The sequence below is a fragment of the Actinopolymorpha alba DSM 45243 genome (assembly GCF_000373925.1).
GTDB classification, from domain to species: domain Bacteria; phylum Actinomycetota; class Actinomycetes; order Propionibacteriales; family Actinopolymorphaceae; genus Actinopolymorpha; species Actinopolymorpha alba.
Window position 1 is genome coordinate 43,337 of the sequence record NZ_KB892742.1, and the last position, 20,511, is coordinate 63,847.

The following is a 20,511-nucleotide window of genomic DNA, read 5'->3' on the forward strand; positions in this document are numbered from 1 at the left end:
CCGGTGGCCTGAACCGGGCATCACAACATGTTGACTTGGTAGGACGCCGGGAATTTACTTGGCCCACCACGTTGGGCAGGCGACGTCTGCCCACCCCATGCTGCTGCGTTTCGGTGCGCTACGCACGACATCTGGAGGGCCGGCGCGATGGAGCCGACAGGGAAGAAGTACGAGAACACCGAAGATGTCCTTCGCTATCAGCTCATGAATCGGCGCCGCGCGCTCAAGGCCGGTTTCGGCGCCAGTGCCGCGCTCGCCTTTGGCGGTGGGATTCTTGGTGCGTGCTCCTCTGATGGTGGCAGTTATTCGGGCACCGGAAAGAAGCCGCCAGCAGGCGCCGAGGAGCCGCCGCCGGCGAGTAAGGCCAATATCCCGACGCCGAGAGAAAAGACGTTGGTCGTCGGCCAGGTCGATTTCCAGGTCTTCGACAGCTTCAACCTCCGGATCCCGAACGGCAACCAGTCGGGCAACGGCTTCGACGTCGTCTGCCGGGAGTATCTCTTCTATCTCAACCTGCCGACGGGCGAGTTGATGCCGTGGCTGGCCACCGGCTACGAATACAACGCCGACTTCACCGCGCTGACCTTCAAGTTCGACCCCAAGGCGAAGTGGAACGACGGCGAGGCGTTCACCTCCAAGGACTTCAAGTTCACGGTCGAGCTGATGCGCGACCACCCCGACCTGCTCGGTGGCGGCGGCGACCTGAAGGACTTCGTCAAGAACGTCCTGACACCAGACGACCAGACCGCGACGCTCGAGCTCAGCAAGCCGAACCCGCGGCTGCACTACGGATTCATCTGCACGATCGTCAGCGGCTTCGACGTACTCCCGGAGCACATCTGGGCCGACCAGGACCCCACGAAGTTCCGTGACAACCCGCCGGTGCGCACCGGGGCCTACCAGCTCGACAAGGCGATCGCCAGCCAGAAGATGTTCGTCTGGAAGAAGAACCCCAACTACTGGAACAAGGAGAAATTCGACCCGGCGCCGGAGTTCGTCATCTACCAGACGACGGCGAAGTCGCAGGACGCGGCGAGCCAGGCCTTCAAGCGCGCGGAGTTCGACGTCGGCTCCCTTGACGAGGAACACGCGAAGGTCCTGCGGGGTGAGGGCTACCAGAATCTCGTCACGACGCCGTTCCACGACCCTTGCCCACGGGCGCTCTGGCTCAACTCCGACTCCTCGCGCGGCATCATGAGTGACCCCCGTATGCACTGGGTGATCTCCTACGTGATCGACCGGGGAAAGGTCGGCACCACCGTCTGGCCGGTCAAGACGCCCGCCGCGCAGTATCCCTGGGCCGACTACGACGGCAACGACAAGTGGGAGATCTCGTCGATCGCCGACAAGTACAAGCTCGAGTACAACCCGGAGAAGGCCGCGCAGCTGCTCGACGAGATGGGCGCGAAGAAGGGGCCCGACGGCACCCGCATGTGGAAGGGCAAGCCGGCCGCCGTCGAGATCATCACCCCGTCAGGCGTTGACGGTGCGGAGTTCATCATCGGCCAGCTGGTTGTCCAGGAGCTGAAGAAGCTGGGCCTCAAGGGATCCTCGATCCGCAGCTACAGCGGATCCGTGCACAGCGAGAAGTGGGAGCGGGGACAGTTCGACGTCTCCTCCCAGTGGGTGTGCAACGTCTCCTGGGATCCCAACCAGCTCTACAACTCGATGCAGAGCCGCTGGGCCAAGAATGTCGGCACCAACGCGGTCGGCCGTAACCAGGTGCGCCTGCGCGACCCCGAGCTGGACAAGCTGTCGCGACAGCTCGACGGCATGAATCCGGAGAGCGCAGAGGCGAAGGCGCTGCTGGAGAAGGCCCTCGAGGAGTACTACCGCAATCTGCCGGTGATTCCGGTCATCCAGACCGCCTATCCCGCCTACTACAACACGACCTACTGGACCGGCTGGCCCACACAGGATGATCTCTACCAGGTCCCGAACAACTGGTGGGGGCAGTTCGTGTTCGTCATCGGCAAACTCAAGCCGACGGGCAAGAAGTGACGGCCGTCGCGACGCCGGAGCGGGCGTCCGGGCGAGGTCTGCGGGCCTGGCTCGGCGCCCACCCGCTCGCGGGTTACGCCATTCGCAGGTTCGGGTTGTATCTCCTCGAACTCTGGGGTGCGGTGACCGTCGCGTTCTTCTTCTTCCGGATGATTCCTGGCGATCCGATCCAGACCTTCATCCAGACTCTGCAGCAGAACTACGTCTACAACGCGCAGGCCAGCGCCGAAGTCATCGCGCGCTATCGGCAGGAGTTCGGGCTCGACGGGAACCTCTTCTCGCAGTACCTGCACTATATGTACAAGGTGCTGGTCCAACAGGATCTCGGCCCCTCCCTGCTCAACTATCCGACGCCCGCCCAGGACGTCATCATGCGGGCGATGCCCTGGACGATGGGCCTGCTGGGGATCGCCGCCGTGCTGGCCTGGATCCTCGGCCTGCTCGCGGGTGCGCTCGCTGGTTGGCGTCGTGGCAAGTTCGGTGCCGATCTGGTGACGAACCTCTCCATCGCGCTCTCGCACGTGCCGTACTACTTCCTGGCCCTGATCCTGACGTTCGTCTTCGCCTACCAGCTGAACTGGCTGCCGGCGAGATCGGCGTACGACGCGAGACTCCAACCAGGCTTCAGCCTGGAGTTCATCGCAAGCCTGCTGCGATATGGCCTGTTGCCCGGTCTATCGATCGTGGTGATCGGCGTCTTCTCCTGGCTGCTGTCGACCAGGATGTTGATGGTGCCGGTGCTTGGTGAGGACTATCTGACGTACGCACAGGCGAAGGGCCTGCGGCCGCGTAGGATCCTCACGAGGTACGCCCTGCGCAACTGCTACCTGCCGCAGGTGACGGCGTTCGGAATCTCGCTCGGCTTCATCTTCAACGGCAACGTGCTGGTCGAACAGCTCTTCAGCTATCCCGGCCTCGGCGCGACCCTGGTGCAGGCCATCGGCATTCTTGATTTCAACACCATCATGGGGATCACCAACCTGGCCATCTTCTCGGTACTCACCGCCAACCTCATCCTCGATCTCCTGCTCCCGCTGCTCGATCCGCGGGTGAAGTACTGGCGCTAACGAAGGTGGTGCGATGACCCTGCAGTCCACTCTGAGACCCCTGCGTGGCGTGGCGCGAAGATTGCGGGAGAACTGGAAACTCTCGACCGGGCTGGTGCTGCTCATCGGCCTGATCCTGCTCGCCCTGCTCAGCCCGCTCATCTCGGCCGCGGTCGGTCAGGGTACCGATCCGGTTGCCATCGCGGCGTACCAGAAATGGCTCCGGCCCTCGCCGGACCATTGGTTCGGTACGGATCAGTTCGGTCGGGATCTCTTCGCGATGACGATCGGCGCCCTCCGTGTGTCGCTCGAGGTCGGCGCGATCGCGGGTGTGCTGTCGACGGTGGTCGGCGTGATCATGGCGTTCGTCGCGGGCTACAAGGGCGGCGCGGTGGACGGCACGCTCTCGACCATCACCGACATGGTGCTCGTGGTGCCGAGCTTCCCGCTGCTGATCGCGCTGTCGGCCTACACCAAGAACGTCGGCATCGTCGAGCTCGGTCTGATGCTCGCGGCGTTCAGCTGGCCGTTCGCGGCGCGCACGATCCGCTCGCAGGTGTTGAGCCTGCGGGCCCGGCCCTATGTCGAGCTCGCCAAGGTGAGCAAGCTTCGCGACCTCGAAATCATCGCCTACGAGCTGCTCCCGAACATGCTGCCCTATATCGGGGTCGGTTTCGCCTCGTCGGCGTTGGGCGCGATCTTCGCCCTGGTCGGCCTGGAGGTGATCGGCCTCGGGCCCGGTGAGACCATCGACCTCGGGAAGATCATCTTCAGTGCCATCGGCACCGGTGCGATGACGCTGGGCGCCTGGCCGATGTTCGTCGCGCCGATCTTCCTGCTCACCCTGCTGTTCGCGGCACTCAATCTCATCAACATCGGGTTGGAAGAGGTCTACAACCCGCGCCTGCGAGGAGTTGCCGGTGCCTGACGATGCGCTCGTCGAGATCAAGGACCTCAGGGTTCACTACCGCACGACGCAGGGCGACGTACCAGCCGTGGACGGCGTCGATCTCACCGTTCGGCGTGGTGAGATCCTCGGTATCGCGGGGGAGTCCGGCAGTGGCAAGAGCACCTTGGCAGTCGCTCTCCTTCGCCTGCTGAGAGCACCGGGCTACGTCGCGGGCGGCTCGATCGACTTCCATCCGTCGGGCCAGCCGTCGGTCGATCTCCTGGCGATGGACGAACGCCGGCTCCGTTCGCTGCGCTGGCGGTCGCTGTCGTACCTCCCGCAGGGGTCGATGAACTCCATGAATCCGGTCATGCGGGTGGGCGAGCAGTTCCGCGACGTCATCCTCGAACACGCACCCGAGCGTCGAAACCAACTCGCCACGATGGTCCCCCGGCTCCTCCGTCAAGTTGGCCTTGACGAAGGTGTCGTCCGGATGTATCCCCACGAGCTGTCCGGTGGCATGAAACAGCGCGTGCTGATGGCGATGTCGATCGCGCTCGAGCCCGACCTGGTGGTCGCCGACGAGCCCACCACCGCGCTCGACGTCACGATTCAGCGGGTGATCCTGCAGAGTCTTGGTGACCTACGCGACGAGTTCGGCGTCACCCTCGTGGTGATCTCGCACGACATGGGCGTGCACGCGCAACTCGTGGACCGGGTCGCGGTGATGTACGAGGGCAAGGTGGTGGAGGTCGGCGATGTCCGGCAGGTCTTCAAACAACCACGCCATCCCTACACCCGAAGCCTGATCGAGTCCATTCCACGCATCGGCGAGGCGCCGTGGCGGGACGAGAAGCGGAGTCCGGTGGCATGAGCGCGAGAACGAAGGACATCGAGCTCCACGACGTCGAGCAGCGGTTCCACGCTCGCGGCAGCGCGACGGGGTTCCTCACCGCGGTGCATGAGACGTCGTTCACGCTGCGCTCCGACCCACCGCACATCGTCAGCCTGGTGGGCCAGAGCGGCAGCGGCAAGAGCACCATCGCTCGGATCATTCTCGGCCTGCAGCGACCGACGTCGGGCACCGTGACCTACGGCGGCAAGGACATCTTCAAGCTGTCACGGGCGGAGTACGACGACTACCGGCGCAACGTCCAGCCGGTTTTCCAGGACCCGTACGCGATCTTCAACCCCGTCTACCGCGTCGACCGGGTGCTGCGGACGGCGATCAAGAAGTTCGGCCTCACGAAGTCGAAGGCACGCGCCCAGGAGTTGATGGAGGAGTCGCTTCGCGCGGTGAAGCTGGATCCGGCACAGGTGCTCGGGCGCTACCCGCACCAGCTTTCGGGAGGGCAGCGCCAGCGCATCATGCTGGCCCGGGTGCACATGCTGCGGCCGGCGTTCATCATCGCCGACGAGCCGGTCTCGATGCTCGACGCGCAGGTCCGCAAACTCTTCCTTGACATCCTTGTGGACTTCCAGCGTGCGTACGGCATGACGACGCTCTTCATCACCCACGACCTGTCGACGGTCTACTACGTCGGTGGGGACGTCATGGTCATCACCAAGGGCCGCGTCGTGGAGCGGGGCCCGGTCGCGCAGGTGATGCACACGCCGAGCCACTCCTACACCAAGATGTTGCTGGCATCGGTTCCACAACCCGACCCGGACAAGCGCTGGACGGACCGCATCGACATCGAGGAGGCCGACCGCGAGGAGGCCGCGCCGGAAGTCCCTACCTCTGATCCTGCGAGAGTGCCCCGGCCTTGAGGTCGGGGGATCGTATCCCTCCGTTGCCAGCCGGACGTCGGTCCGGCCGTTTCTGCTGAGCGATGTACTCCTTCACGACAGACAGCGGTGCGCCGCCGCACGATCCGGCGAAGTACGAAGGGGACCAGAATCGGCCGTCCATGGTCGCGTGGATCACGCGGTCGGTGAAGTCCCGTCGGAGGATGCGGGACGAGACACCCTTGAGGCTGTTCACGAGCGAAGCCAACGCGACCTTGGGCGGGTAGTGCACCAGCAGGTGTACGTGATCGGCGTCGCAGTTGAACTCTTTCAGCTCCGCGTCGAAGCCCTCGCACACTTTGCGCATGACCTCTTCGCAGCGCGTCAGTATCTCGTAATTGAGGACACTGCGCTGGTGACGAACACCAAATGTGCGTGAAGGTTGTAAGCAATCGTTCGGCCCTTACGAATAACGGGATTCAGGTTTTCCACCTTGGTGACATAGACCAACGGTAGAGTGATCGTCATGCAGCTTCGGTACGGCTTCCGCCCGTACCCGAACGGGCGTCAGTGTGCTGCGCTGGCACGGGCGTTCGGGTGCGCCCGGGTCGTCTTCAACGACGCGCTCCGCGTCCGCGAGGACGCCCGCGCGGCCGGACTGCCGTACGTCCCGACGGCGGAGCTGTCCAAGCAGCTCACCGCCGCGAAGAAGACCGCCGAGCGGGCCTGGCTCGGCGAGGTATCCGCTGTCGTGCTGCAGCAGTCCCTGCGTGACCTGGACACCGCCTATCGAAACTTCTTCGACGGGCTGAAGGGCAAGCGTCCGAAGATGGGTGCGCCCCGGTTCAAGTCCCGCAAGGACACCCGCCAGTCGATCCGGTTCACCGCGAACGCCGGATGGAAGATCACACCGGGCGGCAAGCTCCGGCTTCCGAAGATCGGCGACGTATCGGTGAAGTGGTCGCGCACGCTGCCGTCCACGCCGTCCACGGTGACGGTGGTCAAGGACAGCGCGGGCCGGTACTTCGCCTCGTTCGTCGTGGAGACCGGCCCGTGCGAGGTGCTGCCCGAGACCACGCCCGAGATCGGCATCGATCTCGGGCTGGGGCACTTCGCAGTTCTATCGGACGGCGAAAAGATCAACTCTCCGCGCTTTCTGCGCCGCGCGGAGAGGAAACTCAAGAAGGCTCAGCGTGCCCTGTCCCGAAAGGCGAAGGGGAGCAAGAACAGGGACAAGGCCAGGCACCGGGTTGCCCGTGCTCATGCGCGGGTGGCCGACGCGCGGCGGGAGTTCCACCACCAGCTCTCAACCAAGCTGATCCGCGAGAACCAAGCGATCGCCGTTGAGGACCTGGCGGTAAAGGGACTCGCCCGCACGCGCCTGGCCAAGTCCGTCCACGACGCCGGATGGTCCGCCTTCACGGCGATGCTGGAGTACAAGGCCACCCGGTACGGGCGTGCCTTTGTCCGCATCGGCCGATTCGAGCCCACTTCTCAGGTGTGTTCCGTGTGTTGCGTGAAGGACGGCCCCAAACCCCTGCACATCCGAGAGTGGACCTGCGGGGCGTGCGGAACCGTCCTGGACCGAGACATCAACGCGGCGGTCAACGTCGCCAAGGCCGCCGGACTGGCGGTGACAGCCTGTGGAGCGCAGGTAAGCCCGGGACTCGTCCCGGCACAGCGCGGTGAAGCAGGAACCCACCGAGACGGTCAGCCGACCGTGGTAGGAATCCCGGTCCTTTAGATCCGGGAGGAAGTCAAAGGAGGACCGATCTGATCTTCCGAGCAACTTCGAGCAGTTGCCAGCTCGCGGGAGCGTCGGGCGCGGCCAGGACGAGCGGCGTGTGTGCGTTGCTCGCCACGTCGGCGGGCGTGAACGGCACCTCCGCCAATCGTCCGACACCCTGGCTCCAGATGGCGTACTCCTCACTCACCTGCTCGAAGAGTCGCATCTGGGCGCCGCACGACGGGCAGTCGAGCCCGGTCATGTTCTCCACGCCACCGAAGATCCTGATGTTCCTGCGTTGCAGCATGGACACCAGCTTGCGGCCGTCGAGATGGGCGGAATACTGCGGCGTGACGACGAGCACGACCCAGGGATCTGCTAGCAGCGTGAAGAGTTCCTGCTGCAGGTCGCCCGTGCCTGGCGGCACATCAACCAGCAGGAGATCGAGCTCACCCCACGTGACGTCATGGACGAGGCGGCGCATGAGCAGACCGACCAGCGGCATCTGCCAGTCCAGGGGTTGGTCTTCGGCGATCAGGAACTGCGCCGACATGATCTTGACACCCAGGTGTTCGACCGGCTCGACGGCCGGCACCTGGGCCTGCCACAGCGTGATCGAGGTCGCCGGTGTCCGGCGGGTGATGCCCACCATCGCGGGGATGTCCGGGCCGTAGATGTCGGCGTCGATCAGCCCGACCCGGATCCCTTCCTGGGCAAGAGCGACCGCGACGTTGAGTGCCACGGTGCTCTTGCCCACACCACCCTTGCCACTGGCGAAGACGACGTTGACCGTCATGAGAAACGCCGGTGCCGGGTCGCGGGGTCGTCGCTGGCGCCCAACGGGAGCAGGCGGTAGCGCAGCTCGTACGTCGTACCCGACGGCAGTTGGTACCGCTCCAGCGTGTCCGGGCCGCAGCTGGCACCGCCAAGGCCACGTTGACGGACGTCGATCGTGAGGTGGGTGACGTCGTCGCGCACGAGGTCGACGGTGTGTGCGGCCGAGCCCAGCGTCGCGTCTGAATAGTGCGAAACCTTTGCCTCGACCGGCATGGGAGCGCTCACCAGCAGACCCACGCCATCCTCGCGGCGCAGGGCGAGCCAGCGGACGTCGGTCTTGTTGCCGTTTTCCTGAGGCAGGATGTACGGCACGTACTGGTCGTCAACCGTGCCTTGCCACCGGCCGAGTGCGGCGCCGACCTTGCGGTCGACGTAGCTCTCGTGCGGTCCGCGACCAAACCACTCCAGTTGCTCGAAGCCGGCCGGCACCGTGGCCGCGACACCGACGCGGGGCAGGTCGGGCAGGGCCGCGTCCACGTCGAACTCGTGCTCGGCGCTCAGGGAGCCATCGGGTGCGATGGTGACCCTCGCGCGGTGGGCGATGCCGTGCGCGTGGCCGTCGGCGATCAGGCGTTCCGAGCGAAGGGCCACCACTCGGCCGTCCTTGTCGGGCTCGACGCTCACCGACTCCACGTGCGCGACCAACCGGTCGAGTCCGGCGTCGAGCCAGCGGAAGTACGCCTGATGGTCCTTGTGCCACGGCTCGTCGGAGTCGCGGATGCCGTCGTTGTCGGTGGGCGCCCGCCAGGCGTTGAGGATCGGACCGCTGGCAAGGAGATCCGTGCCGTCGACCCGCCACGCCGTCAGCGCGCCATCGTGGCGGCGTACGACGACCTCGGTACGGTCACCCCGGATCGTCCAGCCGGCTTCGGATTCCTCGACTGTCAGGGGCGCGGCGGTCTGGGCCGAGGGTGCGGACTCCGCCGACGGTGCGGTCAGGGGTTCGGTCACGGGCTCGGTCACCGCCCCGATCGCGAGCGGCAGCTGGACCCAGCCGAGCTCGTGCCCGGCACCGATCAGCGGAATTTCGTGCGGGTCGACGAAACGCAACAGCACATGGGCTTCCTGGCCCGGCTCCAGCGTCGGGGCCGTCCACGGGGCCGGGAGGTCCTCGCTGGCGCCAGCCGGCGTTGACCGCTGGTCTAGGGTGCCCGACTCGACGACGGAGCCGTCCACCGTGACCTCCCAGGAGATCCGCAGGTGTGACAGGTCACGGAAGTCGTACTTGTTGCGGATGCGGAGCAGGCCATCCTGGAGGAGACCGGCGTCGAACGGCTGGAACAACCGCTTCGCTTCCCACATCGCCGGGTGGGGCGTCCGGTCGGGCCAGAAGAGCCCGTCGCAGACGAAGTTGCCGTCGTTCGGCTCGTCCCCGAAGTCACCGCCGTACGCCCAGAAGGTCCGGCCGTCCTCGGTCGTCTTGCGGATCCCGTGATCGAGCATCTCCCAGATGAAACCGCCCTGGAGCCCGTGGTGGGACTCGATCGCCTCCCAGTAGTCGGCGAGGTTGCCGCAGCTGTTGCCCATGGCGTGGGCGTACTCACACATGATCAGCGGCCGGTGGTCGTCGGTCGTGGTGGCCCATTCGACGATCCGGTCGATCGAGGGATACATCGGGCAGACGAGGTCGGAGGAGGGATGACCGTCCGACCAGTCACGGGCGATCGCGCCTTCGTAGTGGACCAGCCGGGACGGATCGACCCGCCGTACCCATCCGGCGGCGGCGTCGTGGTTGGCGCCGTACCCCGACTCGTTGCCCAGCGACCACGCGATGATCGAGGGGTGGTTGCGGTCGCGCAGCACCATCCGGCTCACCCGGTCGACGAAGGCTGCCTGATAACGCGGATCGTCGCACAAGGTGTCGTAGTTGGCGTGCGACTCGATGTTGGCCTCATCGATGACGTAGAAGCCGTAGGTGTCGGCAAGCTCAAGGAAATAAGGGTCGGGCGGGTAGTGGGACGTGCGGACCGCGTTGACGTTGAACGCCTTGAGAACGCGGACGTCGTTCACCACCGTCTCGCGCGGCACCGCGCTGCCGAACTCGTCGTGGTGCTCGTGCCGGTTGACGCCGCGGATGTAGACGGCCTTGCCGTTGACGAGGAGCTGTCGGTCACGAATCTCGATCGTACGGAACCCCGTGTGGGTGCGGGTGGCCTCGATCTCCTGCCCGTCCGGGTCGACCAGACTCACGATGACCGTGTAGAGCGTGGGAATCTCCGCCGACCAGGGCTGGACGCTCGGCAAGGTGGCGTTGACAGTGGCCACGGCGAGCCCCGGGAGGTCGCCGGCACGCGGTCGTGGCTCGGCCGTCAACGGCTCGTCAAGGACGCCTTGCCCGTCGGGACCGTCCAGGGTCACGACGACGCGCCAGCCGAAGGCGGGCAACTCGCCCACACCGACCTGGACGTCGAGTGAGCCGGCACCGGTCTCGTGGTCGTACCCCGCGGTGACCGCGACGTCGGCGAGGTAGGTGGGCGCCGTCGCGTAGAGATAGACCGAGCGGTGGATGCCGGCCTGCCACCACTGGTCCTGGTCCTCGATGTAGCTCGCGTCTGACCACTGGATCACCTGGACGGCGAGGACGTTGGTGCCAGGACGCAGCGCCGCGGTCACGTCGTACTCACTCGGCAGCCGGGAGTCCTTGCCGATCCCGACAGGTGTGCCGTTCAGCCAGATCGAGGACACCGAGATCGCTCCACCGAGATGCAGGACGATCCGGCTGCCGGCCCAGTCCTCGGGCACCGTGAACGTCGTGCGGTAGAGACCGGTCGGGTTGTGGTCGGGGACGTACGGCGGTCGGTTCGGTGCGAACGGCATCTGCACGTTGGTGTACTGCGGCCGGCCGTGACCCTGCATGGTCCAGTTGCCCGGCACCGCGACGGTGGCCCAGGAGGAGACGTCAAGCTCGGGGTCCGGGAAGTCGGCTGGAGTGTCCTCGGGCCGATCGACCACCCTGAGCGACCACTCGCCGTCGAGCGGTAGCGTCCGGGCTTTCGCCTGCGCCCGAGCATCGTCCGCGCTGGCATAGGGGAGGAGGCTCGCCCGGCCGGGCAGGCGGTTGGCGCCGGTGAACTCGGGGTTCTCCCACGGGCGGAGCGCCGCCACCGCGGTCGTCGCCGGAACGGATGCCTGCTCGGGGTGGTCGGCTGCTGCTGGCATTGGTGCCCCTCCTTGGTGCCTGCGATGGGCTCAACGGTAGAGCCCGCTCCGGGGTGGGAGCGATCTGGGAGTGATATGGGAGCGCACCGCCCTAGCCTCGCTCGCGGCTCGCGCTGCCCGGTTCTGGTCACGGGTGGTTCGGGCGACCGTGTTGGCCGCGGCACGGTCTCGATATCGGATCCCACCAAGGAAGATCACACCATGATGAAGAAGTCGCATGCCGTCCTCGGGGTGGGCGCGTTACTTGCTGCCGGGCTCATCACGGGTTGTGCCGGCGACGCGGCGAGTGGGGAGGTCACGCTCAACCCCGTCTCGTGGTTCAACGATGCGGAAGCTGATCGCGGGGCCCAGGACGAGACGAGCCCCAATGCCTCCGCGAAGGGGAGTGGCCACACACGCGACAGGGCCTCAGACCCGTCGGTGACGCCGGGCGTGGAAGCGGGCGCCGGGGACGCTGGTGACGCCGATGGCAAGACCTCCGATCAGTCGGCGGCCGACCGGCGCGCGAAGGTTGAGTCGGGCGAGGCTGAGGCCGCCGCCCGGCGTTCCGAGCGCGAGTCGGCTGAGGTCAAGGGTCTGGTCGAGCCGGGCACCAGGTTCGCGCCGGGCGACGCGGTGAAGTCGCCCAACGGTAAGTACACGCTCGGCCAGCAGCCCGATGGCAACTTCGTCCTGCTCGACAGCTCTGACAAGGCAGTGTGGAGTACGCAGACCCACGGCAATCCGGGCGCTTACACGCGGTTCAACCATGACGGCAACCTCGTGACGTACACCGCTAAAGGAGAGCCGCTCTTCGAGAGCGTCACCAAGAACGTCGGCACGGCACTCGCCGTACAAGACGATGGCAACGCGGTCGTCTACGGTGCCAAGGCGGTCTGGGCCAGCAAGACGCAGGTGTCCCGGATCTACCCCGGCCAGCGCCTGCGGCCGAACCAATCTCGTACCTCTCCCGACGGGAGGTACCGACTTCAGCAGTTGGGCGACGGCAACCTGGTCGTCCTGAACGGCTCGAACAAGGCGATCTGGAGTTCCCAGACCCACGGAAATCCGGGCGCCTACACCGTTATGCAGACCAACGGCAACCTTGTGGTCTTCAGCGCTGCCGGCAAGAGCCTGTGGTGGTCAGCGTCGAGCGACCCGAACGCCTTCGCCCACATGAACGTCGACGGCAATCTCGTCGTCGTGCGGCCCGATGGCAAGGGCGTGTGGGGGTCGTCGACCACCAGGCATCAACTGCTGCGTGGCCAACAACTCCGCGCTGGCCAGGATCGTTGGTCCGTGAACCGCGCGTACCGCCTCGATCAGTACTCCGACGGCAACCTCGTCATCCAGGACGCGGCGCAGAAGGTCATCTGGGCGACGGGGACGCACGGCAATCCCGGCGCTTACACCGTTTTCCAGGGCGACGGCAACGTCGTCGTGGCCAGCGCCAGCGGCCGTCCCCTGTGGTCGACATAGACGGCCGGCAAGAGTGGTAGGGCGTTCACCATCGGGCCTGACGGCAATCTCGTTCTCAGGAACGCCGCGAACCAACCCCTCTGGGCGAGCAACACCGCCCGCTGAGAAACCGCGGACATCCGCCCGCCTGCTTCCGGCCGTGGCTTCACGGTCGGCAGCAGTCGGCTGCGGGCGGTGCGGGTCGGCGCGTCAGGGGGTCAGCCGGTCGACGAGGAAGCTGCCCTCCCGGCGGTACGCCTCGCCCAGCACCGCTCCGGAGTGCGACGCCAGACCGTTGGACAGGGCGAGGGCGGTGAACAGCTGCCGCTGCCCTTCGCGGCCGAGGGTCTCGAGGCTGCCGTCGTTCCAGGCGGGGATGATCGACTGGAGGACCTCGTCGCTGGCCTGCGCGCGCCAGTGCTGGGCGCTGAAGGTGTTCTGGGACGAGAGCACGGCGAGCGCCTCCTGCTTGAGTGCGAAGACCTCGCTGATCTCGACGACGACGTTGGGGTGTTCGGGCGTCATGTAATAGATCGTCGGGATCCTGATCGGCGGGTGGCCGCCGCACTCCTCGATCCGCCAGTCGCGGGAGGACACCGCGAGGGCCTCGGCGTAGAGCAGCGCGATGATCCGGCGGTCGGGGTCGAGGTCGTGCTGTGCGTGCTGAGGATCCTGCATGATCACCAGATCGGGGCGGACCCTGCGAAGCAGTTCGACAATACGTACCTTGCTGGCCGGCGACAGGTCGACCTCGCCGGCGTTGACGCCGAGGAACTCCACGTCCGCGATGCCGAGGATGCTCGCCGCCTTGATGACCTGCGGCCGGCTCTCCTCCCGCGACATCAGGACCGCCGCGTGTACCTCATCGCCGGCGGCCAGCGCACGCGCCAGCGCGCCACCGCATTCGACGATCTCCAGCCCGTAGCTCGCCAGCATGAGGACCTTCATCGGTCAGGATCCCTCCGTCGCCTCAGGTTCGGTGGCGTATAGGTATACCCCCTTTATGTATGTGGTNGCTAGATCGTGATGCCCTCGAGGCCGGTCTCCTCGGTGCCGGCGACACGACCGGTCATGCCCCGCCCCACGGCCGATCCAGTCGTGTCCGTGGCGCCGACGCGCAGCACGACCTGGGTGCCCGTCGGTAGCTGAGGGGCACGCGCGTCCGGCCTGATCATGCGAACCATCGTGCCGGATCTCCTCGCGTGCCCCGTCGCTGGCGGCCATCCGCCGGTCAGGTGGCCTTACTGTCGTCGGTGCCGGCGGTACGCACGACCACCTCGACCTGCAGGACGCCGACCCGCACCGTCGAACTCGCGGGGGCGCCGTTCGCCTGCTCGGCAGGCGCGAGCGTCATCGTGGCCAGGTGGCGGGCTCCACCGTTGCCCGCGGCGGCGTGCCCTGCTGCCGCCGCCTCTGGCGCGGTCACCACCGCGGGCGCCGCGACCTCCGTCGACGCGGGCGCTGCCGCCACACCTGACGTCGGTGCCGGCGCGGTGTCCGCGGTGGCTGCGCTTGGCTCGACGGCGTTCGTCGGCGCGTCGGCGCCCGATCCGATCGGGCGACGGGCTTCCCTGCGCTGGCGACGGCGTTCCTTGCGACCCTCGACCATCGTGTAGAGCGTGGGCACGAGGACCAGCGTCAGCAGGGTCGACGTAACCAGGCCTCCGATCACGACGATCGCCAGGGGCTGGGAGATGAACACACCTCCGCCGGTAAGCCCCAGCGCCATCGGGATCAGGGCGCAGATCGTCGCGATCGCCGTCATGAGGATGGGACGCAGCCGGCGCCGGCCGCCCTCGATCACCGCGTCGCGGACGCTCATGCCCTGCTCGCGATACTGGTTGATCAGGTCGATGAGCACGATCGCGTTCGTCACCACGATGCCGACCAGCATGAGCATGCCGATCAGGCCGGGCACGCCCAGAGGAGTGTCCGTGACCAGCAGGAGGCCCAGCGCTCCCGTCGCCGCGAACGGGATCGACACCAGCAGGATCAGTGGCTGCACGATGCTGCGGAACGTCGCGACCAGCACCATGAACACCACGGCGATGGCGGCCAGCATCGCGAGGAGAAGTTGACGGAACGCGTCGCCCTGCTCCTGGCTCACGCCACCGAGGGAGTACGTCGCACCGGCTGGAAGCTCAACGTCGGCGAGCCTGTCCTGAAGCGTGGTGCTCACGCCGCCGGTGTCGGAGCCGGTCGGGGTCGCGGTGATGGAGGCGGTGCGCTCACCGTCGATCCGGGTGATCTGCGCGGCGCGCTCGACCTCGGAGACCGTCGCGACGTCGCCGATCCGGACGCTACTACCGGCGGGTGTGGGGAGTCGCAGGTCGCGGACGGCGGCAAGCGTCGCGGGTGAGCTGCCCTCGCGTAGCACGACGTCCTGTTGTCCGGACGCCAACGCCACGCTCGCCACCTGCTGTCCTTCGAACGCCTGGCGGACGGCCTGCCCGATCTGGCCCTCCGAGAGTCCGGCCCGGGCCGCCTTCGCCCGGTCGACGTTCACCCGCATGGTCGGCATGTCCGCGGCGAGGTTGTTGCGGACGTCGGTTGTCCCGGGCGTGTCACGGACCGCCTGCTCGACCCGGCGGGCGGCCTCCCTGAGCGTGCTGGAGTCGGGGGCGTGGACGATCACCTCGAGATCGCTGGAGCCGAATCCCTCGGCCGTGCTGACGGTGAGCTCGCCGGCTCCGGTCAGTGCGTCGAGCCCGTCCCGGAGCCGCTTCTCGATCGCCGCCTGGTCGGCGTTCTCGTCGGTGGTCACCGAGAAGGTCGCCTCGTTGGAGCCGCTGACGCCCCCGCCGGGTCCGAAGTTGAAACCGCCGCCACCGACGGTCACCTGATACGAGGTCACGCCGTCGAGGTCCGCCAGCACGCGCTCGACCTTTTGGGCGGCCTCGTCGGTGCTTTCGAGCGACGTCGCGACCGGCAGCGTCTGCGTGACGGAGAAGGTGTTCTGCCCGGAGCCGCTGAGGAAGTTGGTCTGCAGCATCGGGACGAGCGCGATCGTCCCGGCGAAGACCGCGATGCCGGCGAGGATGGTGGTCACCCGATGCCGGGTGGCCCACCTGATCACGGGGACATAGGTCCGCTGGAGTGGGCTGCGCCGCTCCTTGTCAAGAGCCGCTTGACGCACTCGCTCCCGCTCGGAGGGGCTGGCGGCGCTGGGCTTGAGGAACCAGTAGGCCAGCACGGGCATGAGCGTGAGGGAGACCAGCAACGATGCGAGGAGCGCGATCGAGACCGTGACGGCGAACGGCTGGAACAGCTGCCCGACCTGCCCGCCGACGAACGCGATCGGTAGGAACACCCCCACCGTCGTGAGAGTGGACGCGGTGACGGCGCCGGCCACCTCGCGTACGCCCTCAAGGATGGCCCGGCGCTTGTCCTCGCCGTACCCGAGATGGCGTTTGATGTTCTCCAGCACCACGATCGAGTCATCGACGACGCGGCCGATGGCGACGGTGAGCGCGCCCAGCGTGAGGATGTTGAACGAATAGCCGCCGGCGTAGAGCCCGATGATCGCGACCAGCAGGGAGAACGGGATCGAGAGCGCGGTCACCAGCGTCGAGCGTATGGACAGCAGGAAGACGAGGATCACGACCACGGCGAAGAGCAGGCCGATCCCGCCTTCGGTGGTGAGTCCCTCGACGGAGCTTTCGATGAAGGGCGCCTGGTCGAAGATGACCGTGAGCTTCGCGTTGCCGCCGAGGGCGGTCTGCAGGTCGCTGATCTTGTCCTTGACGTCATTGGAAACCGTGACCGTGTTGCCGTCACCGGTCTTGGTCACCATGATGCCGAGCGTCGGCTTCCCGTTGGTGCGGGTGAGGGTCGTCGAAGGCGCCAACTCGCTCTTGACAGTCCCGACGTCCGAGAGCTTCACCGGCGCGGCTGATCGGGCGGCTGATCCCGCGGGCGGACGCGTGGACGAACCCGCGGACGAACTCGCGGACGGACTCGCGGACGGACCCGGGACAAGCTCGAGGTCGACGACATCCTTCACGGAGTCGAACGGCGCACCGATCTCGACCGCGAGGGTCCGGTCGCCGCGGGTGAACTGACCGCCGGGCACACTGACGCCGTTGGCCTGCAGGGCCTGACCGACCATCGCGGACGTCAGTCCCCGGTCGGCCAGCTTGTCGGGGTCGAGATCGACCATGACTCGCTGAGTGCGGGCGCCGGTGACCTGGACGTCCTGGACGCCCGGAATCGCGCTGATCTCGGGCACCACGCGGGTGTCGAGTCTTTGCGCGAGGGTGCGCTCGTCGAGGTCGGAACCGGCCGCGAGCATGATCACCGGGAAGCTGTCGGTGCTGCCGGCCCGCACCTGCGGGTCCACGTCGTCGGGAAGCTGACCCGAGACCCGGTTGATCGCCTGCTGGAGGTCCTGGACCGCCTGCCTGCTGTCTGTGCCGTAGTCGAACTCCGCCTGGATCATCGCGATGCCGCTGGCCGAGGTCGACGTGCGGGCCTCCAACCCGTCGACGCCGGCGATCGCCGCCTCGATCGGCTCGGTGACCTCGCGCTCGACGATCTCCGGCGAGGCGCCGGGGTAGGCCGCGGTGATCGTGGCCTGGGGCAGCGTGAGAGACGGGAAGAGCTCCAGCTTGGTGGACAGCATCGAGACCACACCGAACGCCACGATGGCGAACGACGCGAGCGCGATGAGGCTCCGGTTGGCGAGGCTCAGCCTGGCTAATCTGGACATTCCGCTCTTCCTGTCGGCCGTTCCACTGGTTATCACGGAGGGTATTGAGGAACGCCGGGCCGCCACGTCCGCGTGAGGGATCAACCTGAAGGCGGTCCGATTACACCCGCAGGAGTACACCGGCCGGCGGCGGATACTCACCGGCGAGGATGTCCGCCGCGAGAACCCGCCTTACCCTGTCGGGGTGCTCGCTCGATGCCGGCGGATCCTAGGCGTACGCGGGCCGGCGCGAGACGTTCTGGTGGCGCTGGTCATCGCGCTGCTGGTCGCGGTCCCCTACCTCGCCAAGGATGCGAACGGGCCGTTCTCGAGGGCTAATCCTGACCGCGTCCTCAACGCCGGCTGGACTGCCCTCCTGGCCTGGTCGGCCGCGCTCGCGTTGGTGATGCGCAGGCGTTGGCCGGTCCCCACCCTGATCTTGGCGGTGACCATGGGCGTCAGCACGATCGCCGTCGCGGGAGAACCAGGCCCGACGACCCTGCCGATCATGGTGGCGCTGGGCAGCCTGGTCCTGACCACCAACCCCAAAGTGGCCAGGGTGGGAATCCTGTGTACGGCGGTCGTCCTGACCGGCGCCGTCCTCGTCGCCGACCCGGCCCGGTGGTATCACGCGGTCAGCACCCCGGTCTGGGTCGCCCTCCCGATCGCCATCGCGGCGGCGATCCGGAACCGCCGCGACTACCTTGCCGAGGTCGAGGAACGCGCCCGCCGGGCCGAGGCCTCGAAAGAGGAGGAAGCCAGGCGCCAGGTCGCCGAGGAACGCATCCGGATCGCCCGGGAGTTGCACGACGTTCTCGCCCACAACATCGCGGTGATCAACATCCAGTCAGGGGTGGCAGCCCATCTGATCGACCAGGACCCCGGCCAGGCCAAGCAGGCCCTCTGGCATATCAACGACGCGAGCCACGCGGTCCTCTCAGAGCTCCGCGTGACTCTCGACATCCTCCGCCAGGACGGCGAGCAGGTTGCCCCCACCACCGCGATCCCGGGCCTTGACCAGGTGGACGAGCTCACCGAGGCGGTCCGCGCGGCGGGTCTTGAGCTACGCACCTCGATCACCGGCGATGTCAGCGTGGTCCCGCCCGAGGCCGGCCTGGTCACCTATCGAGTTCTCCAGGAGGCACTGACCAACGTGCTCAAACATGCCAGGGCCCGCACCGTCGACGTGTGTCTGTACGTCGGTGAGGGCGAGTTGAAGGTGGAGGTGCACGACGACGGCGTCGGCTCAGCGGGCGGCCCGCCCCACCTCGGCCACGGGCGGATCGGGATGCGCGAACGCGTGCACGCGCTCGGCGGCGTGATCCAGGACGGTCCCGCGGAGTCCGGCTACCGCGTCCTCGCCACGGTGCCGATCGGCCGGCGCTCCGACTCCTGGGCGGAGGAGGCCCGATGACCAGTGGAGCCGGTCAGACGACCATTCGGGTGCTGATCGTCGACGACCAGGTACTCGTCCGGGCAGGCTTCCGGATCCTCGTCGACTCCGCCGATGACCTTGAGGTGGTGGGGGAGGCGAGCAACGGCGCCGAAGCCCTCGGGCTGGCACGTGCGCTGCGGGCCGACGTCGTCCTGATGGACATCAGGATGCCCGTCATGAACGGCCTCGAGGCGACCCAACTGATCGCCGCCGACGAGACCCTCGCCGGTGTCCGGGTCCTGATCCTCACGACGTTCGAGATCGACGAGTACGTCGTGTCCGCGCTGCGGGCGGGCGCCAGCGGCTTTCTGGTCAAGGACGCCAAACCGCACGTGTTGCTGGACGCTATCCGCACCGTCGCGGCCGGCGAAGCCCTCCTCTCACCCGGCGCGACCAGGGCGGTGATCAGCCGTTTCCTGAGCCAGCCCGAGACCGACGAGGCCGCGGCGACCCACCTCAGCGTGCTCACTGATCGGGAACGTGAGGTGCTCACCCAGGTAGGGCTCGGAAAGTCGAACGACGAGATCGCCGAGGGCTCGTGCTGAGCCCTCTCACCGTCAAGACCCACCTCAGCCGCATTCTCACCAAGACCGACGCCCGCGACCGCGCCCAACTCGTGGTGCTGGCCTACGAGACCGGGCTCGTCCGCCCTGGCGGGCAGGGAACGCCACCAGGTGGCCGGAGGCCGCCGCCCGGCACCGGCCTCCCGCCGCCGGTTACCCGTGCGCCTCGATAAACGCCAGGACCCGCCGCCACGCGTCCGCGCACTGGTCGGTGTAGTCGTCGTAGCTCCGGTCGAAGAAACTGTGCGGCGCCCCCGGATAGACGTGCAGGGTGTGCTCGACCCCAGCGGTGGACAGCCCCGCACCAAACGCCTCGATCTGCTCGGCCGGGATGCCCGTGTCAGCCCCACCGAACAACCCGAGCACCGGCACCGCGGACCTCGGCGCCTCGCTGATCGGCGTCGGACCACCCTCCACCCGCGGGCGCATCCCGCCGTAGAAGCCGACGACGCCGGCAAGGTCGGTGTTGGACGCCTGCAGGAAGGCGTTCGAGCCCCCGAAACAGAAGCCGACCACAAAGATCTTCTCCACCCGCCTGCGCTCGCGCAGGTGCGCCACCGCGGCGGCGGTGTCGGCCGCCACCCCCGCGGGCGTCGTCTGGCTGACGTGTGGCCTGAAGTCGAAGTCGTCCCCGCGTGGGCTCACCCCGGCGGTGCGGCCGAAGTAGTCGATCGCGACCGCGTCGATCCCCACGCTGGCGAAGCGTTCGGCCAGACGCTCGTAGAACGCGAACAACCCACGTATGTCCGGCAGGATCACGACACCAGCCCCAGAAGGCGGAGCGGCCTCGGCACGGAACGCCGCGAACTCCGTGCCGTCGGCGGAGGTCAACGTGAGTGGCGTGCCCGGGACCACATCTGCGGCTCCGGGCGGCTCGGGTGGTTGGGCGTCGTACGCGAAGCACATGGCAGCTCCCTGCGGGACGTCACCGAGAATGTGTGAAGCTCGTGGTGTGAGCTTGATCCGAACCTATCCCGCGCCCCCCGCAGTGCCGTAGGGTGGC

14 protein-coding genes and 2 pseudogenes are annotated in these 20,511 nt (G+C 67.2%); 9 read left to right on the forward strand and 7 right to left on the reverse strand.

Annotation, left to right across the window (positions count from 1 at the left end; all coding sequences use genetic code 11):
• Nucleotides 1-147 precede the first annotated feature (147 nt).
• Genes B141_RS0109175 through B141_RS0109195 form a run of 5 tightly spaced genes read left to right on the forward strand, consistent with a single transcriptional unit; the run spans nucleotide 148 to nucleotide 5,706 of the window.
• A complete protein-coding gene (locus tag B141_RS0109175) occupies nucleotides 148-2,001 on the forward strand; it encodes an ABC transporter substrate-binding protein (RefSeq protein ID WP_020574862.1) in 1,854 nt (617 codons plus the stop codon).
• Nucleotides 1,998-3,068, forward strand: a complete 1,071-nt coding sequence (locus B141_RS0109180; RefSeq protein ID WP_020574863.1) for an ABC transporter permease — start codon at nucleotides 1,998-2,000, stop codon at nucleotides 3,066-3,068. Before B141_RS0109175 ends, B141_RS0109180 begins: the two co-directional genes overlap by 4 nt.
• A gap of 13 nt (nucleotides 3,069-3,081) precedes the next feature.
• A complete protein-coding gene (locus tag B141_RS0109185; protein ID WP_020574864.1) occupies nucleotides 3,082-3,975 on the forward strand; it encodes an ABC transporter permease in 894 nt (297 codons plus the stop codon).
• Nucleotides 3,968-4,810, forward strand: coding sequence for an ABC transporter ATP-binding protein (locus B141_RS0109190; protein WP_020574865.1), 843 nt, complete (start codon nucleotides 3,968-3,970; stop codon nucleotides 4,808-4,810). Before B141_RS0109185 ends, B141_RS0109190 begins: the two co-directional genes overlap by 8 nt.
• Nucleotides 4,807-5,706: an ABC transporter ATP-binding protein gene (locus B141_RS0109195; protein WP_020574866.1), complete on the forward strand. Its 900-nt coding sequence runs from the start codon at nucleotides 4,807-4,809 to the stop codon at nucleotides 5,704-5,706. The genes B141_RS0109190 and B141_RS0109195 overlap by 4 nt, the downstream gene beginning before the upstream one ends.
• Before the next feature lie 43 nt (nucleotides 5,707-5,749).
• Here the strand turns inward: B141_RS0109195 and tnpA are convergent.
• Nucleotides 5,750-6,192, reverse strand: a pseudogene (tnpA, locus tag B141_RS50575) (IS200/IS605 family transposase); the annotation flags it as partial.
• On the opposite strand from tnpA, the gene B141_RS0109205 reads away from it, so the two are divergent.
• A complete protein-coding gene (locus B141_RS0109205; protein WP_040420838.1) occupies nucleotides 6,191-7,408 on the forward strand; it encodes an RNA-guided endonuclease InsQ/TnpB family protein in 1,218 nt (405 codons plus the stop codon). The pseudogene tnpA and the gene B141_RS0109205 sit on opposite strands and share 2 nt — an antisense overlap.
• A 13-nt stretch (nucleotides 7,409-7,421) precedes the next feature.
• Here the strand turns inward: B141_RS0109205 and B141_RS39745 are convergent, their stop codons facing one another.
• Entirely contained in the window at nucleotides 7,422-8,186 is a 765-nt protein-coding gene (locus B141_RS39745) for a P-loop NTPase (RefSeq protein ID WP_020574869.1), read from the reverse strand.
• The gene (locus B141_RS39750; protein ID WP_020574870.1) at nucleotides 8,183-11,386 is read right to left on the reverse strand and encodes a glycoside hydrolase family 2 TIM barrel-domain containing protein; all 3,204 of its coding nucleotides are present in this window, start codon (nucleotides 11,384-11,386) and stop codon (nucleotides 8,183-8,185) included. The genes B141_RS39745 and B141_RS39750 overlap by 4 nt, the downstream gene beginning before the upstream one ends.
• A 201-nt stretch (nucleotides 11,387-11,587) precedes the next feature.
• On the opposite strand from B141_RS39750, the gene B141_RS45415 reads away from it, so the two are divergent.
• The gene (locus tag B141_RS45415; protein ID WP_020574871.1) at nucleotides 11,588-12,844 is read left to right on the forward strand and encodes a hypothetical protein; all 1,257 of its coding nucleotides are present in this window, start codon (nucleotides 11,588-11,590) and stop codon (nucleotides 12,842-12,844) included.
• 189 nt (nucleotides 12,845-13,033) lie between these two features.
• Here the strand turns inward: B141_RS45415 and B141_RS50580 are convergent, their stop codons facing one another.
• From B141_RS50580 to B141_RS0109235, 3 genes are all read right to left on the reverse strand, one after another.
• On the reverse strand, nucleotides 13,034-13,771 hold the full coding sequence (locus B141_RS50580; RefSeq protein ID WP_020574872.1) for a PIG-L deacetylase family protein: 738 nt from the start codon (nucleotides 13,769-13,771) through the stop codon (nucleotides 13,034-13,036).
• 68 nt (nucleotides 13,772-13,839) lie between these two features.
• On the reverse strand, nucleotides 13,840-13,998 hold the full coding sequence (locus B141_RS49075; protein ID WP_157180897.1) for a hypothetical protein: 159 nt from the start codon (nucleotides 13,996-13,998) through the stop codon (nucleotides 13,840-13,842).
• Between the two features lie 56 nt (nucleotides 13,999-14,054).
• Nucleotides 14,055-17,531: an efflux RND transporter permease subunit gene (locus B141_RS0109235; RefSeq protein ID WP_020574874.1), complete on the reverse strand. Its 3,477-nt coding sequence runs from the start codon at nucleotides 17,529-17,531 to the stop codon at nucleotides 14,055-14,057.
• Between the two features lie 184 nt (nucleotides 17,532-17,715).
• On the opposite strand from B141_RS0109235, the gene B141_RS0109240 reads away from it, so the two are divergent.
• Together B141_RS0109240 and B141_RS39760 are read left to right on the forward strand one after the other, a co-directional pair.
• The gene (locus B141_RS0109240) at nucleotides 17,716-18,924 is read left to right on the forward strand and encodes a sensor histidine kinase (RefSeq protein WP_051114018.1); all 1,209 of its coding nucleotides are present in this window, start codon (nucleotides 17,716-17,718) and stop codon (nucleotides 18,922-18,924) included.
• Nucleotides 18,921-19,681, forward strand: a pseudogene (locus B141_RS39760) (response regulator). The gene B141_RS0109240 and the pseudogene B141_RS39760 overlap by 4 nt, the downstream one beginning before the upstream one ends.
• Here B141_RS39760 and B141_RS0109250 read toward each other — a convergent pair.
• Complete coding sequence (locus B141_RS0109250; RefSeq protein WP_020574877.1) at nucleotides 19,662-20,414, reverse strand: dienelactone hydrolase family protein; 753 nt, start codon at nucleotides 20,412-20,414, stop codon at nucleotides 19,662-19,664. The pseudogene B141_RS39760 and the gene B141_RS0109250 overlap by 20 nt on opposite strands.
• Nucleotides 20,415-20,511: the final 97 nt, after the last annotated feature.

Excerpts from the sequence above, each read along its gene's own strand:
- B141_RS0109175 (WP_020574862.1), top strand. The coding sequence starts at position 148 with ATGGAGCCGACAGGGAAGAAGTACGAGAACACCGAAGATGTCCTTCGC.
- B141_RS0109185 (WP_020574864.1), top strand. The coding sequence starts at position 3,082 with ATGACCCTGCAGTCCACTCTGAGACCCCTGCGTGGCGTGGCGCGAAGA.
- B141_RS0109195 (WP_020574866.1), top strand. The coding sequence starts at position 4,807 with ATGAGCGCGAGAACGAAGGACATCGAGCTCCACGACGTCGAGCAGCGG.
- B141_RS0109205 (WP_040420838.1), top strand. The coding sequence starts at position 6,191 with ATGCAGCTTCGGTACGGCTTCCGCCCGTACCCGAACGGGCGTCAGTGT.
- B141_RS39745 (WP_020574869.1), bottom strand. The coding sequence starts at position 8,186 with ATGACGGTCAACGTCGTCTTCGCCAGTGGCAAGGGTGGTGTGGGCAAG.
- B141_RS39750 (WP_020574870.1), bottom strand. The coding sequence starts at position 11,386 with ATGCCAGCAGCAGCCGACCACCCCGAGCAGGCATCCGTTCCGGCGACG.
- B141_RS45415 (WP_020574871.1), top strand. The coding sequence starts at position 11,588 with ATGATGAAGAAGTCGCATGCCGTCCTCGGGGTGGGCGCGTTACTTGCT.
- B141_RS50580 (WP_020574872.1), bottom strand. The coding sequence starts at position 13,771 with ATGAAGGTCCTCATGCTGGCGAGCTACGGGCTGGAGATCGTCGAATGC.
- B141_RS49075 (WP_157180897.1), bottom strand. The coding sequence starts at position 13,998 with ATGATCAGGCCGGACGCGCGTGCCCCTCAGCTACCGACGGGCACCCAG.
- B141_RS0109235 (WP_020574874.1), bottom strand. The coding sequence starts at position 17,531 with ATGTCCAGATTAGCCAGGCTGAGCCTCGCCAACCGGAGCCTCATCGCG.
- B141_RS0109250 (WP_020574877.1), bottom strand. The coding sequence starts at position 20,414 with ATGTGCTTCGCGTACGACGCCCAACCACCCGAGCCGCCCGGAGCCGCA.